This window comes from Leptospira limi (assembly GCF_026151395.1).
GTDB lineage: Bacteria > Spirochaetota > Leptospiria > Leptospirales > Leptospiraceae > Leptospira_A > Leptospira_A limi.
The window spans coordinates 1,813,008-1,828,595 of sequence record NZ_JAMQPV010000001.1; the positions used below are offsets into that span (position 1 = coordinate 1,813,008).

Consider the following 15,588-nt stretch of genomic DNA (forward strand, 5'->3'; position numbering starts at 1 on the left):
GGAAGGAATGAAATTCCAACATGTTCTACTACTTGTCTTTTTATGGAACGTAAGTATATTTTCAGAACAAGATGAGGCCTTTTTTGAGACCCAAAGGAAACGACTCAGCTCTTCCGATATCTTCGAAATTCGTGATGCTATTGACCGTTTAACATTTATTAAATCAAATCGAGGTTATAGGGACATTCTTTCTGCCTTAGAAGGGACACCCAATTTCCCAACGAGTGAGAACAATGCACCCGCTGTGAAATTTTATGCGGCAAAAGCTCTCGCGAAAAAAGGGGACAAAATTGCCATTCCTGTTCTCATCAAAACGTTTCAAAAAGAGTCGGCTTCCATCATCGAATACAACCCTCCCAAAGTAAGAAAAATTAGTGACGGAGTTGCCGATCGTCATTCTACCTCTAGTCCTTATTTTTACGAAGATGGGGAAATTTCCATGGTTTTGGCTTGTGGTGAAATGTTACGTGCGTTAGGTTCACTTCCAACAACGGAATCCTCCGATCAAACTATCAAACAAGCCTTGACTCATCCTAATTTTTATATCAGAAGTTCTGCTGCTGATGCAATGTATGAATCCAATCGTAAGGAGTGGATCACTTCTCTTGCGGAGGGACTAGGGAAAGAACAGGTCCCCTATGCAAAAATCTCCATTTTATCGGCCATAGTAGGATTAGAGCGTTTGCCCAACCAAAATTTTAAAGCGGTGACAGAGATGCTTTCCCATGAGGATCCAGAAGTAAGAAAAAAAGCTTCACAGGCATTACGTCGTTTAGACCTTCGGATTGCAGCACCTTACCTAGAAAAGGCGATTCTAGTTGAAAATCACCCAACTGTTTTATCACAAATGAAAGAAGATCATTCCTATCTACTTTCATTTCGTAGCCCCTAGACTTATTTCATTTCATTGTGGACAAATCTAGATTTTCTTTAAAAATGTGACTTAAACGGAGAAATTATGAAATTTAATAGTATTTTAGATGCCATTGGCAACACACCACATATCCGATTGTCTCGTTTGTTTGGAACTGATCACGAAGTGTATATGAAACTAGAAAGACAGAACCCAGGTGGATCGATTAAAGATCGAATCGCCCTTGCGATGATTGAAGATGCCGAAAAATCAGGGAAACTTAAAAAAGATTCCATCATTGTGGAGCCTACATCTGGAAATACAGGGATTGGTCTTGCTATGGTTGCAGCTGTGAAAGGTTATGCGATCACACTCGTCATGCCAGAACATATGTCAGTGGAAAGACGTAGGATAATGGCAGCCTATGGTGCCAAGTTTGAACTCACTCCAAGAGAAAAAGGTATGCCAGGTGCGATTGCAAAAGCACAAGAAATGGTAGCAGCCAATCCAAACGCTTGGATGCCACAACAGTTTGAAAACGAAGCCAATATCCAAGTCCACCGAGAAAAAACGGCAGAAGAAATTGCAAAAGATTTTCCTGATGGTTTGGACTACATCATCACTGGAGTTGGAACTGGTGGGCATATTACTGGTTGCGCAGAAAACTTAAAAAAACGGTTTCCTAAACTAAAAGTATTTGCTGTAGAACCAGAAGGTTCTCCTGTTCTCAGTGGTGGTAAACCAGGTCCACACCCTCTCCAAGGGATTGGTGCCGGTTTCATTCCTAAGAACTGCAAAACAGAATTACTCGATGGGATCATCACTGTTGGAAAAGAAGAGTCCTTCACAATGGCTGTTCTAGCTGCAAAAAAAGAAGGGATTTTTATCGGAACATCTTCTGGAGCAAGCCTTGCGGCAGTGTCCAAAAAACTAAAAGAAATTCCTGCAGGCTCGAAAGTGCTTACATTCTGTTATGATACAGGCGAAAGATACTTATCTGTGGAAGGACTGTTCGTTTAATTTTTGTTTGATGAGAATTTAAAATCACCAATTTAATTATTGTCGAATCTCCTACAAAAGCAACAACCATCAATTCTTACTTAGGTAAGGATTGGTTGGTTGTTGCCACAAAGGGCCACATCAAAGACCTGCCACCCAAATCATATGGCGTGGATATCTCTAATTCTTTTGAACCTGAATATGAATGGCTCAAAGGAAAAAAAAACCTCTTTGCCTCCATCGTTACAAAAGCCAAAAAATGTTCCAAAATTTATATAGCAAGTGATCCTGATAGGGAAGGTGAAATTATCGCCAAACATTGTTTTGATGAATTGGCAAAGTTAAAAAAACCAATCTACCGATTGCGTTTAAAAGAAATCACAAAAGATGAATTAAATAGCCAATTAGAAAAACAGACTGGACTAGATTTAGCGGAAATTGAATCACAAATTGCAAGAAGGGTTGTCGATAGAATTTTTGGTTTTGAAGTTTCTCCCGACTTATGGAAACAGTTAAAAATACCAACCTTATCTGCTGGAAGAGTTCAATCTACCGTTTTGCATTGGATATGTGAGAGAGAAAGGGAAATCCAAAACTTCTCAAAAGAAACTTACTTTTTACTCAGACTTCATGGAACTCTGAATAAACAAAGTTCCGAACTCAAATACCAGTCAAAAGAAAAATTGAATCAAGAAGATGTAAATGCAATTGTAAAAGAACTCGAAATGATTCCAGAACCTTCTAAGTTAAAGGAACTTGTTTTATCAAATATCAAAGTAAAACAATTGAATCGAAAACCTCCAAAGGCATTTTCCACCGCCAGTTTACTTGAAGTTAGTTTTCGTGCTTTAAAATTTGATTCAAAAAAAACGATGAGAATTGCACAAAGTTTATTTGAAGGTAAAAAATTACAATCAGGAGAAACGGTTGGCCTGATTACCTATATGAGATCTGATAGTACTCGAGTTTCGGATTCAAAACGTCAGTTAGGTGAAAATTATTTAAAACAACATTATCCAAAACTTTTGTTGGAAGGCGCTGGTAAACAGTCCAAACAAAAAAAGTTTTCGCAAGATGCTCATGAAGCAGTGATCCCTATTAACCCCAATTTAACACCAAATCAAATTCGAAATTATTTAACAGTAGATGAATGGAAACTTTACCAATTGATTTGGGAACGATTTTTGGTCTCTCTCATGAAACCAGAATCAGGTGAAGAAGTGGTGTATGAATTCCCAATTGGAAAACATCTTTTCACTCATACTTTTGAAAGGATTTTTGACGGTGGGTTCAAAAATTATCCAGAACCAATGATGGATAAAAAGAAAAGTACATTGGATGCAAAGGTGGGAGATATTTTTTTCTACGAATCTTATTCGACATTAGAAAAAGAAACAGAACCTCCAGAACGATATACCCATGGTAAATTGATCCAAAAAATGGAAGATACGGGAGTGGGCCGCCCTTCCACTTACGCAAACATTCTTGAAACATTAAAACTGAGAAAGTATATAGTTGAGTACCAAAAAAATATAGGTCCTTCTGCTTTGGGAATGAAAGTGGATGGTTATTTGGATTCAAACTTTCATGATCTAATTGGTGAGTCATTTACAAAGGACTTAGAGCAACAATTGGACCAAATTACAGAGAACAAAAATTCAAGGGTGGAATTAATTTCAGCATTTTATGGGAAGTTGAAACAGATTTTAAAATCACCAAGGAAAAAAAAAGAATCTTATGGGCCTGAGTTTGGAACTAGTAAGAAGAATGAAAAAAGTATAACTGAAAGTTCAGGAATCAATTCAAATGATTCTATAAAAAAAAATAAGAACCAACATCTACCTAAGGAAAAGAGTCTAAATCTTACAGAGAAAAAAGTTTGCCCTAAATGTTTGGATGGAACCATCAAAACCAAATTAGGGAAAAATGGAAGAACCATTTATTTTTGTTCTCGTTACCCACACTGTGACTACATCACCTATGACAACTAATCATGATAAAACTTTGATCCTTGTGAATTTGGGAGGACCTCGAACGTCCTCAGAAATTGAAGTATTTTTAAGAGATTTATTTTCAGATCCATTTGTGTTTGATTTGCCATTGCCAGAATTTTTACGCATTCGATTGGCAAAGTTCATCGCAAAAAAACGGGCTCCGAAAGTGCAAAAAACATATGAATCCATGGGTTTTGGAGGTGGTTCTCCCCTTGTGGACGAAACAGAAAAACAAGCTAAGGTTTTGGAATTAATTCTTAACCAACAAACAAACGTAAAATGGAAGGTAAAAGTTTCCATGACGTGTGGATTTCCTAATATTAGAGAGGATGAATTCACCAAACCCGATGCAAATACGGTGTATCTACCGCTTTATCCTCAATTCTCCAGGTCTACCGTATTATCAACTTTAGCAATTTTAGAAACTAAATTTGGAGAATGTCCAGTTGGGAGTGGTGGTTATATCCCACATTTTGGATTGGAGCCAAATTTCCACCAAATCACTGCTAAGTTTATTTATGAGTTTTTTACAAACCAATTAAGATCAGATGAATTTTTACATTATCCAAAAGAAACTCCGAAATGTGATTGGAAAGATCTAGATCTTATTTTTTCGGCACACGGTGTTCCAATGCGACTCATACACAAGGGAGATCGTTATATGGAAGAAGTAGAAGTTTCAGTCAAAAGAATTTCTGAAGAATTACGAAAGTTTGGTTTTAGAGGTAACGTACATGTATCTTACCAAAGTAAAGTAGGCCCTGCCAAATGGACTGAACCAAACACAATTCAAATGATCACAAAACTTTCCAAAGAAGGTAAACACATAGCAGTGTATCCAATTAGTTTTGTAAGTGATCACCTAGAAACATTGGAAGAAATTGGCGAACAGTTTAAAGAACTCACATTGGAAAATGGTGGAAAATCATTTGTTAGAATTCCTGCTTTCGGTACTTACAAACCATTTATGGAATATTTAGCAGAACGAGTGTTACTTGCCGATACATCGGTTAAGGATTGTATTTGTGAAAAAAATGGGGGAGAATCGCTAAAACATTGTCGATTCAAAAATTGATCTGAGACCAATTCCTTTTCTATAATTTCCATAAAATCTGATGTTTTTTCCTTGGGATGACCAGTTTGTTTCTAGCTGGTCTAAAACTTGGTTGAACTTAAATAAATTTGAGTCATACGCAGGGAAAACTCCCTCCCAAGTTGTTCGGTAAACAGCTGTTGGAAGGTCCATTTTCTTTGAGATCAAATATCTATCTCTTTCTAAAATAGATTCAATCGTATCGTTGCCGTTTTTTACCTTTATATCTGGATAAATCCAAGTTTCAGAATGTTTTTGATTTTGGACTCGGCCATCAAAAATATCAGAATTACACAAAACTCCTAACGCTTGAACACCTTCATTTTTGCCAAAAAGAACTCCAAAACATGGTTTTTTCGTAAGTTTTGTTTCACCAAACCTTGTTACGGTGGAAATGGTTAACAAATTTGGTTTTGATGCTAATTTGATCTCTGAATCTAATATGGGTAATAGCTTTTTTAGTGAGATACAAATTTTAACTGATCCATTTAAATTTTGAATTTCTTTAAAGTTTGAAAATGAAAATCCAGTTTTGATAGTAATTCTAGGTGATAAGTAAGAAACCAAATGAGTTACTAGGTCTCCCATTCCATTGGGAAAGGAAACAGTTCCATATGTTTTCTTTTTGTTTTTTTTGATCTCTTTGAAAATGGTACTGTTTCCTCTGCCATCCCATTTTGAAAATATCGTTTCGGGTTGTAATTCTGATAATCGAGTGCCGTAAATTCCACCTAAAGCAGGTTCTATGATGTTTTTTGTCACTGAGGGTCCAAACATTTGATTTCCCCAATTTTCAAAATTTAGATTGGGATCAAATTTAAGTTTTTTGAGAAAAATCGAATACAGTAATTTTGTGCCTGCTAAAATTGAGATTGGAAACTGGGATAATTTTTGGTTGATCCAAAAATACCTACGTTTTGATGCTTTTTTAGGGAAAACAGGTGATAGACCAATGTCATCTAACATGGATTTGATATCATCGGTCAAAAGGATTCCATTGGCAGCAAGTTCTACCAATCCTTCTGGTTTGTTCAATGTGCCTATCACTCCACCTAATGTATCCTTTTCTTCATACAGAGTGACAGAATTTCCTTTTTTTACTTGGTGGTATGCCATAAAGAGACCAGTAATCCCACCACCTACAATATGAACGTTTTCTTTCATATTGCTTTTGAGAAAACGGGTCCTGCTGGTTTACTAGATTGGAGTTTTTCATCAAACGCCATCGCTATGATTCGTAGAAATGGTTTACCTAGTTCGGTTACACATAGTGTTTCCTTATTCCATAAAACCAATTTGTCTTTTTCCATTTCCGATAAAAAATCTTTCGTATGGTTTAACAAATCACTGGGTACTTTCACTTCCCAAGAAGTCATCAGTTCTAAGATTAAAAGTTTTCGCAAACGATCGGAGTTGGAAAGTTTATGGCCTCTAAGGATCGGTAATTTTCCGTCCAAAAGGGATTTTCTATACTTCATTTCCAGTTTAATATTTTGGAAAAATAAGTTCGGTGTTTCAGAAATAGCAGAAGAACCAAGTCCTAACATAACATCGGTTTTGGAGTCACTATATCCCATAAAGTTTCTATGCAATTGTTTGGAATGGAAAGCTTTCCATAATTTATCATGAGGAAGAGCAAAATGGTCCATGCCAATTTCTCTGTATCCTTCTTTTTCTAGAAGTGATCTTCCCGTCTCATATAACTCGCGTTTGAGGGTTGGATCTGGCAAATCTGCTTCCGTAAATAAACGTTGGGATGCTTTGATCCATGGTACATGGGCATACGAGTAAAAAGCAATTCGATCTGGTTTTAGTTCTAATGTTTTTTCCATGGTGTATAACATGGAGTTTAGCGATTGTTTGGGTAATCCATAAATTAAATCAAAATTTACCGAATTAAATCCTAGAGATCTTGCTTCTAAGGTGATATTTTCAGTCAGTGCAAAAGGTTGAGTTCGGTTTACCAATCGTTGCACTTCCGGGTCAAAATCTTGGACTCCTAGACTAATTCGTTTGAAACCTAAATTATGTAAGAGTTTGAGTTGGGAAATTCGTGTTCTTCTAGGATCTACCTCAATAGAATATTGTGGGTCATTAGAAGGGGGTAATTGGTTTAAGATGGATTCGATGGTCGATTGTAGGTTGTAATCGGAAAGGTAAGTGGGGCTTCCCCCACCTAAGTGAAGTTCACTGAGTTCTTTCCCTTTTAAAGAAGGCACATTTTGTAAATACATTTCAAGTTCCGTTTTGATTGCTTTGACATAAGGTTCTTCAACGGTATGGTTTTTTGTAATTGATGTATTACAGCCGCAAAACGTACACAAAGTTTCACAAAATGGAATGTGAAGGTACATAGCAAGTTTTGATTCTTTTGGGGAAAGATGTGTTTCCAATGATTCGATACACTCTTCCACTGAAGGTGAATCGGTCCAGTAAGGTACGGTTGGATAACTTGTGTATCTTGGAGCAGGTGTATCGTATTTTTGGAGTAAGTGTTTCATGAATTAAACACCTTTCTTGTTGTGTCGATGAGAAGATGAACAGATTCTTCTGGAGTGAATTGTAATACACCATGTCCAAGTCCTGCCACCCAACCAACACGTTCTTTTGGGTTTAGATCTCTAATTGGTAAAAGGTATTCTTTTATTTTATGTTTGAGAGTTGATTGGTCTGCAAATAATAACTCTTGGTCAAAATTACCCTGAATGAAACCTTTGCCACCAAATTCATGTAATATGGAAGGGATTGAGAACCTGTGATCCACTCCGAAACCAACTAAGTTTTGAATGGAATGGATTTGCCTTATTTGTGATTCAGTTGAGTTTTTAGCATAATAACCAATTTGATTTGGGAAGGATTTTGTTAGTTCCGTAATTGGTTCTGTGACATACCTTCGGAAATTAAATGGATCTAACATTCCGGCTGCAGTGTCAAACATCATGACGACTTCCGCACCACCTTGCAATTGTAATTCGATATTTCGTTTTAAGAGTGGTACTAGAATCGAATAGAGTTGATCTACAAATTCTTGGTTAGTTTTGATAAACGATAAATTTCCGTCATGTTTACCTATACTAGCATAGGTCATAAGGGTAAACGGGCCACCAACAAATCCAATTAGAGAAACATCTTTTGGTAACACTTCTCTCGTTCGGATCACTGCTTCTTTTTGGAAATAAAGTCCTTCAATCGCTTCATCAACGGGTTTTAGTTTTTTAAGATCAGAATGGGAGGTAAGTGAGAATGATAGTTTGGGGCCGGGGTCATAAGTAAGACCCATTCCAAGTGCTTCTAATGGGAAAAGTAAATCTGAAAATAAGATACTTACATCAAATCCAAATTCTTTTACGGGACCTAATGCCACTTCGGCTGCGAGTTCAGGTTGTTTGCATAGTTCCATGAAACTATAGGATTCTTTGAGTTTACGATAATGAGAATGGTATCGTCCTGCTTGGCGCATAAACCAAATTGGAGGAGTGTTTTGTGGAACTAATTGGATCGCATTTGCAAAACGTTCGTTGTGGTATTTGGTTGTGATCATGGTTTAGCCCTTTAATGCCTGTTTAATTTTTTCAAGTGTGAGATCGATGATATCTTTTGTATGTACAGTAGATAAAAATCCCACCTCATAACCGCTTGGTGCAAGATAAACACCTTGGTTTAATAGTTTGTGGAAAAAAGATGCAAAATTGGATTTGTGAGAACTTGGAATATCAGCAATCGTTCTGATAGGTTTTTCTGTTTTCCCTTTTAGCCAAAACAAACTTCCAAATGTCACTGCTTCCCAATTGGGATCACCAGATTCTTTTAATAGATTTATGATTCCATCTGTGAATTGTTTGGTGGTAGTTTCAAGATTTGGGTAAGGATTTTCGTTCCAAGCCTTGGTAAGGGTTTTGAGCCCGGCTCGCATCCCAATCGGATTGGCAGACAATGTTCCTGCTTGGTAAACAGGTCCACTTGGTGCCACAAGGTCCATAAATTCTCGTTTTCCTGCATAAGCTCCCACTGGAAATCCTCCACCGATGATTTTTCCATAACAGACTAGATCAGGGACAATTCCTGTGATTCCAGCCATACCTTGGAAAGAAACTCGGAAACCAGAAATCACTTCATCAAACAGAAGTAATACGCCATACTTTGTTGTCAGTTCACGGCATTTTTTTAGGAATTCAATTCTTTGTGGAAGTAAACCGTAATTTGCTGGTAGTGGCTCAATCGCCAAACAAGCGATATTTGATCCTTCTCTTTGGAACAATTCCTCTAGTTTTGTTTCGTCATCCAAAGGGAGGACAAGTGTGTTTTGAATGATCTCAGGTCCAATTCCTTTGCTATCACTGGAACTAAGGCATGCAAGGCCCGAACCTGACTTCACTAAAAGTTGATCAAGGTGGCCATGGTAACAACCATCAAATTTCAGAATTTTGTTTCGTCCGGTTGCAGCTCTTGCCACTCGTAAGGCACTCATAACAGCTTCCGTTCCCGAGTTTACAAACCGTATTTTTTCAACCCAAGGAATTCTTTCTGTGATGAATTCTGCAAGTTCCAAGGAATAAGGTTCACAAGCACCAAAAGACCAGGCTTTCCTGACTGTATCTTCCACAACTTCTTGGATTTCAGGATGTCTATGTCCAAAGAGAAGTGGCCCAAAACTCAAACAATAGTCGATATAGTTTTTTCCTTCGACTGACTTAAGATAGGCGCCATTTGCTTCACTAAAAAATACTGGAGTTCCACCAACGGAAGAAAAAGATCTTACTGGGCTATGAACTCCACCAGGAACTACTTGTTTTGATCTTTCGAATAAAGATTCTGAATTCATGAATATAACCTTTTTGATATCCTTGCACCGTATGTGATTAAAAAAGAAGAACCTGCTCTCCGAAACACATCCCAAGTTTCTTTTAAACCTTCTTCAAAATCTAAAAAACCTTCTTTGGCTAAGTATACTAAACTTGCATATTCACCACTCACTTGGTAGGCGCCAGTGGGAAGCCCTGTTTTTTCTTTGATGGGACCAATTAAGTCGATAGCAGTCATCCCAGGTTTGACCATCAGTAAATCAGCACCTTCTTCTTTGTCACGAATGGAAGTATGAATGGCAGTATCTCTATCTCTAACGTCTAGTTGGTATCCACTACGATCACCAAACTGTGGTGAGGAGTCTGCTGCTCCTCGGAAGGGACCGTAAAAGTGACTTTTAAACTTCGTCGAATAACTCATAATGGGAACATGTGAATGGTTGTTTTCGTCTAGAATTTTTCGATGTGACAATACACGTCCATCCATCATATCACTAGGGGCAATTCCATCAGCACCAGAATCTGCGTAGATCAATGCAAGTTCAGACAATCGTTTTAATGTTAACTCTAAATTAATAGTTCCTTTGGGATGAAAGTGACAACAATGACCTGTTGTTGTCACAGAACAAATGCAAGTGTCTAACCACAAAAACATTTCTGGGAAAGTTTTTTTAATCAAACTGATATTGGATTGATAAAAGTTCGTCGAGAAACTTGTGTCTGACTTTTCACTCGGTACCATAAAGAGTAAAAATTGTGAAACACCAGATTTTAAATCCGATTCAATTTGATTCAATATTGTTTTGTTTGTATCGCGATGAACATCAGGTAAACCTTTGATGGGTTCTTTTTCATCGATACCTTCTACTAAAAACAATGGTTGGATCATTTTATTTACGTTAAGTGAACCTGATTCACTCAAATGGCGTAAGTATTGGTTGGAACGAAGTCGAAGGGTTTTTGTTTTCATTGTTTGATGTACTTCTCAGCCCAAGATTCAAAGGATAAGGAAACAAAAATTTTATTTTTTGAACCTTCTTCACCTAGCGCATGTTTAATTTTTCTAAATGTACTACCGGGACCAACAAAATGGATTACATTCAGTAGTTCAGGGAATCGTTTTGTAACGATGTCAAATTCAGATCCACTTCTCCAATATGCAGCTTTGATTTTGGATGTGTCAAAAGGGATCGGTATTTCTGGTGCTGAGACAAAGTAAGTTGGAATCACTGGATATACACTCGAATGTTTATCTGAATCCATATGGGTCAGTTTTACAAAATTTGGTTTTCTTCCTAAGATTGAATCAATTTCAGGAGGTTCACTTTCACCGAGTCCATCACATGTTCCATTCACCCAAAATCCACGAAGAGCAAGGTCTTTCCAAGTGGAAAGTCCAGCTGACCATAAAATCTGATTACTTGGATTCACTGATAAATCCAATGGAAACGCATAACCTCTGGATACAAATACGTCTACGTCTTTGGGAATGCTATAAGTGAGGCGTTCTCTTTGTCTTGCCGCCATTTTTGCATGTGGTGGCCAAACTTCTTCTTTGGTAAAAGATAAGTTAGGACTATCCGATAGTTCCTTCGTATGTAGAATTTCTCCTTCTTCGGTGATTCCTCTAACGAAGGTGACTTTTCCATAATCCCTTTTTAAAACTGTGACTCCAATTTTTTGGTGGCAACCTCCACCATACTTCGAAAGAATTTCTCTTTCTTCGTTTGCAGTAAGTTCGGTTTCAGGATCAACAATTTGTGATAATAATGATTTAAGGTGATTGTCTTCTTTTCTGATTTCCGCACATAACGTACCTTGTGCGGGCGCACTAGGAAAAATAGAAGAAGGTAAAACCATAAATAAAGAAAGATTTAATGTTTCTCTTATGAGTTGTTTTATTTCTTTTAGTTCGGGTAATACATTTTCATGGTCTTGGAAATTTAGGATTCGATCCAATGCTGCTTTTGCTACCAAAATGCCACCAGACTCATGGTCTAAATATTTACGAAGTCGAGTTTGGATATTGCCTCGGACTGATTCAATATTGATTTCAAAATTATTGATAGGTGTTGGGAAATAATTCTTTAAAAATTCTTTGATATGGTATTCACGCCTTGGTGAGGATGTGAGAATTGTGATCTCATTGGGCAAATTGATCCATTTATTTTTTTTGAATAATAATACATCACGCACATCTTCACGACTTAAAATAGGAATCAGTGTTGTATCGTTTCTTTCTTTTAGATCCATATCTTTAAAAGAGTGGATCACAATGTCCAATTTGTGACTGAGTAAGTCTTCTTGAAGGTCTTTTGTAAAAATTCCTTGGCCAGCAAATTGCCAAAGTGGAGTTGTTAAATCCTTATCTCCAGATGATTCTCGAAATACAGTTTCGAAATTTAATTCTTTGTTTTTTTCTTTTAAGGCTTGTTTAACAGTGTGGACTTGAATGCGAGACAGTAGGGAGGACCTACCTCCTATTTTGATTGTTTCAGACAAGTAAATCTTCCCATCCATTCATAATATGAAGTTGTTCTTCCTCCCGTTCCCTTGTGAGTTCCGTGAGAAAGTATTGTAAATCCATTTTGACAGCTTGGATTTGTTCGTCGGTTTCGTGTAAGTCATTTAGAATTTGTGAAAGCGGAATGTAGTGATCATAATTTTTGTTCTCATCTTTATTTTCTCTAAAATCTAAAATGATGGATGATGACCTGATCATCTCATCCCAGTTAAATGGCAAAAAACTTGAGGCAATGATGATGGCCTCATTGTTTGGTTTATAATCTTCCCAATGGTATGTGGTGATAGGGTAAAGTTCACTCAGTTCTTCGAGTCGGTTTTGGTTACGACCAATCAAACGCACTACTTTTTGTTTGGAAATAAGATATGGTAAAATCGAATCTACAAGTTTACCTGTTCCTAGGAGTGTGACTTCCTTGTGGTTGTGTAAATAGGACTCTGTCACACTTCCATAGGTTTGTCTGCCAATCCCTACAAGATACTTGGAACGAATTTGTTTGGTGTGTTCTAAAATTTGGTCTCTCAGTCGGAGGAGTGACGTTCCAAAATTGGAACCGTTAGTATTATCTTCCCGGAATCGGTCCCGAAACTGTGCTTGGATTTCTGATTCTCCAAATAACTTGGACCTTAGACCGGAGACCACTTCGAGTAAAAATCGATAAGCATCATAACCGTGGTATACTTCCCAACCGTCAAAAAAACGCTCATTTCCTTCCATGGGAAAAATCCGATTGTCAGTGAAGACGAGTGTCCTTTGACAAGTTTTCCAAACCTCTAGATGAGAATCGTCTAAAGACTTAGAGATGGGATCAGTCGAATGGAGTAGAATCAGGTTTGACCACATAATTTTATTCTATCAAATACATTCTGGGTACTGTCACAAGATTGTCAGTTCCTAAAAAAAATAAATGTGATATTGATACTTAATCTCAATAAGGGAGACAAACGATACAATGGAAAATCAAAATTGGAAAGAGGTTCTCACTCCACTACAGTACCAAGTGACCAGAGAGAAGGGCACCGAACGGCCGTTCACTGGCGAATACTATGCACACAAAGAAAAAGGTACGTATTTATGTGTATGTTGTGGAGAGGCATTGTTTTCTTCAGATTCAAAATATGATTCAGGAAGTGGTTGGCCGAGTTATTATGAGCCGGTGCGAAAAGAAGTGATCGCAACAGAAACTGACAAAACCCATGGAATGGTTCGAACTGAAATCATGTGCCAAAATTGTGGAGCACATTTAGGACATGTTTTTCCGGATGGGCCAAAACCAACAGGACTTCGTTATTGTGTGAATTCTGCTTCCTTAAAATTTCAAAAAAAAGAAACGGAATGAAAGTAACATTGAATTTCTTATTCTTGTAACCAAGATACTTCTTGGCAAGTTTCCCATTTCCTTGGACTCACTTCCTTTCCATTCCATTGTGCTAATGTATAGGAATCAGATCGGATTCCGACTCGTTTCACAATTTGATTGGCAAGGGAAGAATAATGAAGTGCCTCACAACTATGACCGAGTTTTGTTTCTAATTTTGCCATTTGGAAAAGTAAATGTGCGTTTCCTTCTGTGTCTTTCATCCCAATTGATTGTTTGAGTAAAATTGCTTTTTTCAGATCCTCTCGTGCGGATAAGAAGTCCCCTGATTCCATTTTTTTTGCCGACCGTTCTTCCAATTCGGCAATGACCATAGGGATTCGAGAAAGGCGAGTGTGGACTAAGATTTCTTCCACAGATTGGTCCAGCTGAGGTTCTGCCCACAAACCAATGGAAATGATGAAAAAGAGAGCGAAATGATAAGACTTCATACGTTGGTTCCTTGCTGTTTTCAATTCATAGATCAATTTGCATAAATTGTGCCAAAGTGTTGAAATACTCCTCGACGCACTTCCGAAACCTAAATTCAATGAAAGTGACTCTGGCCGAGCGATCGCCTTTTTGTTTCCCTCTGGAAACAAAGGGGAGGAAAGTCCGGACACTAGGGGACAATCGGACCAAGTAATGCTTGGGCTTTTTCTTTTTAGCAATAGGAAGGAAGGGACGGAAAGTGCAACAGAAAGAATACCGCCTACCTTGGTAGGTAAGGGTGAAATGGTGGAGTAAGAGCCCACCGCTTTGTTTGTAAAAACAATGGCCGGTAAACCCTCCGATGTGCAATCTCAAGTAAACAACCGTTATGAGCCTGTCCCGCCAGGTTGTGGGTAGAGAGCATTAGATAAATGATCGCTTAAAACAGAATCCGGCTTACGGGCCAGAGTCACTTTTTTTTAAGATGTTCTGAATCACCTTTTCTTCGTTAGGTGGGTAAAAGACACAAACCAAACTCCGAATTTTTAATATTGTTTCTGCTAATAAAACTTTTGTCTCAGTTAGGTGCCAATTTTCAAATCCAATTAAAATTCCACATGTTTCTTCCATCCCTGCAAACTCTTTGCAAGAGTAATGACGCATTTGGTTTTCCATCAAAAATTGTTTTAAACCATTTTGGATTACTGACTCTTCCGATGGATACAAAACTACAATTTCATCATTTTCGATTTCCAAAACTTTTTTAGCGTAACCATAACACCAACGCATCTGATCGGTTAAGTCTTCATCATTTTTAATGAATTGGATGTCTGAAAAATTTTCAAGAATCGGTGTTTCTGAAAAATCATCGAGTAAGGAATTGGCAAATGTAACAATTTCTGGTGAATTTCGTATATTCCTTTTGATGTCCCAAACGTGGACAGGTAACGATTGTAAATAATCCAAAATAGGTGTGGATGTATATTTGAATCGTCTGGATACAAACAGGATCCAATCTTTTTCTTCCCAAAAGTATTTAGAAAGGTATAAAAAAAGTTCCGATTGTTTATCATCAGTAAGGATTTCTTCAATCCCATCCACAAGTAATAGATCGATGTGATTGTGATTGATTTCTTTGTAATGGGAAATGAGTTCTATATTGTTTTTTTCGGGGATAAGACTCAGTTCTTCTTTCCAAATTTCAAAGAGGGCTTTTGCTCCTTGCCATAACAGAATTTTTTTTCCTTTCCTTGCATTTTGTAAGGCAAGTTCCCCACATAATATAGATTTTCCAGATCCTGAACTACCAAAAACCAAGTTATGCGAATATTGATTGATTCCCTTCACAAGGGAAAATTGTTCTTCTGTGAAAAATAATAAGTTCTCTTCTTCTTTCTCTTTTTTGGAGCGGAAGGTTTGGAAAAAGTTTAGATTTTTTTTGATGATTTCATGTGCTTTGACAAGTACGGAATCAGGGAGTGGTTCTCTTCCATTTCGATAAAAAATGGATTCTAAAATTGTATTGAGACTTGTA

General features: G+C 37.4%; 13 protein-coding genes and 1 other RNA gene. 6 read left to right on the top strand and 8 right to left on the bottom strand.

Translation table 11 applies throughout. The features are described 5' to 3' along the window. The first annotated feature begins 7 nt into the window (after positions 1–7). The 4 genes from ND812_RS08370 to hemH all read left to right on the top strand — a co-directional run bounded on the left by ND812_RS08370 (position 8) and on the right by hemH (position 4,921). Positions 8–892 (top strand): HEAT repeat domain-containing protein, encoded by an 885-nt coding sequence (locus tag ND812_RS08370; RefSeq protein WP_265375078.1) that lies wholly within the window; start codon positions 8–10, stop codon positions 890–892. 66 nt (positions 893–958) lie between these two features. Next, positions 959–1,873 carry a cysteine synthase A gene (gene cysK / locus ND812_RS08375; RefSeq protein WP_012388159.1) on the top strand — a complete coding sequence of 305 codons (915 nt, stop codon included), beginning with the start codon at positions 959–961 and terminating at the stop codon, positions 1,871–1,873. Between the two features lie 68 nt (positions 1,874–1,941). Continuing rightward, positions 1,942–3,843 (top strand): type I DNA topoisomerase, encoded by a 1,902-nt coding sequence (topA, locus tag ND812_RS08380; protein WP_407658535.1) that lies wholly within the window; start codon positions 1,942–1,944, stop codon positions 3,841–3,843. Then, on the top strand, positions 3,833–4,921 hold the full coding sequence (gene hemH / locus ND812_RS08385) for a ferrochelatase (RefSeq protein WP_265375932.1): 1,089 nt from the start codon (positions 3,833–3,835) through the stop codon (positions 4,919–4,921). Before topA ends, hemH begins: the two co-directional genes overlap by 11 nt. On the opposite strand, the gene ND812_RS08390 is transcribed toward hemH, so the two are convergent. From ND812_RS08390 to ND812_RS08420, 7 genes are read right to left on the bottom strand one after another with little or no spacing between them, the layout of a single operon-like run. Further along, complete coding sequence (locus tag ND812_RS08390; RefSeq protein ID WP_265375079.1) at positions 4,895–6,103, bottom strand: protoporphyrinogen/coproporphyrinogen oxidase; 1,209 nt, start codon at positions 6,101–6,103, stop codon at positions 4,895–4,897. The two genes, hemH and ND812_RS08390, sit on opposite strands and share 27 nt — an antisense overlap. Continuing rightward, entirely contained in the window at positions 6,100–7,440 is a 1,341-nt protein-coding gene (gene hemN / locus ND812_RS08395; RefSeq protein WP_265375080.1) for an oxygen-independent coproporphyrinogen III oxidase, read from the bottom strand. The genes ND812_RS08390 and hemN overlap by 4 nt, the downstream gene beginning before the upstream one ends. Beyond that, positions 7,437–8,480: a uroporphyrinogen decarboxylase family protein gene (locus ND812_RS08400; RefSeq protein ID WP_265375081.1), complete on the bottom strand. Its 1,044-nt coding sequence runs from the start codon at positions 8,478–8,480 to the stop codon at positions 7,437–7,439. Before ND812_RS08400 ends, hemN begins: the two co-directional genes overlap by 4 nt. A gap of 3 nt (positions 8,481–8,483) precedes the next feature. After that, positions 8,484–9,761, bottom strand: a complete 1,278-nt coding sequence (hemL, locus tag ND812_RS08405) for a glutamate-1-semialdehyde 2,1-aminomutase (protein WP_265375082.1) — start codon at positions 9,759–9,761, stop codon at positions 8,484–8,486. Continuing rightward, a complete protein-coding gene (hemB, locus tag ND812_RS08410) occupies positions 9,758–10,711 on the bottom strand; it encodes a porphobilinogen synthase (RefSeq protein WP_265375083.1) in 954 nt (317 codons plus the stop codon). The genes hemL and hemB overlap by 4 nt, the downstream gene beginning before the upstream one ends. Continuing rightward, entirely contained in the window at positions 10,708–12,243 is a 1,536-nt protein-coding gene (hemC, locus tag ND812_RS08415) for a hydroxymethylbilane synthase (protein ID WP_265375084.1), read from the bottom strand. The genes hemB and hemC overlap by 4 nt, the downstream gene beginning before the upstream one ends. Further along, the gene (locus ND812_RS08420) at positions 12,236–13,108 is read right to left on the bottom strand and encodes a Rossmann-fold NAD(P)-binding domain-containing protein (RefSeq protein ID WP_265375085.1); all 873 of its coding nucleotides are present in this window, start codon (positions 13,106–13,108) and stop codon (positions 12,236–12,238) included. The genes hemC and ND812_RS08420 overlap by 8 nt, the downstream gene beginning before the upstream one ends. Positions 13,109–13,217: 109 nt before the next feature. Here ND812_RS08420 and msrB point away from each other — a divergent pair, with 109 nt between their 5' ends. Next, positions 13,218–13,604, top strand: coding sequence for a peptide-methionine (R)-S-oxide reductase MsrB (gene msrB, locus ND812_RS08425; protein WP_135676128.1), 387 nt, complete (start codon positions 13,218–13,220; stop codon positions 13,602–13,604). 17 nt (positions 13,605–13,621) lie between these two features. Here the strand turns inward: msrB and ND812_RS08430 are convergent, their stop codons facing one another. Continuing rightward, positions 13,622–14,074: an LEPBI_I1174 family sigma 54-regulated protein gene (locus ND812_RS08430; protein ID WP_265375086.1), complete on the bottom strand. Its 453-nt coding sequence runs from the start codon at positions 14,072–14,074 to the stop codon at positions 13,622–13,624. Positions 14,075–14,180: 106 nt separating this feature from the next. Here ND812_RS08430 and rnpB point away from each other — a divergent pair. Next, an RNA gene (gene rnpB / locus ND812_RS08435) (RNase P RNA component class A) lies at positions 14,181–14,529 on the top strand. Positions 14,530–15,588: the final 1,059 nt, after the last annotated feature.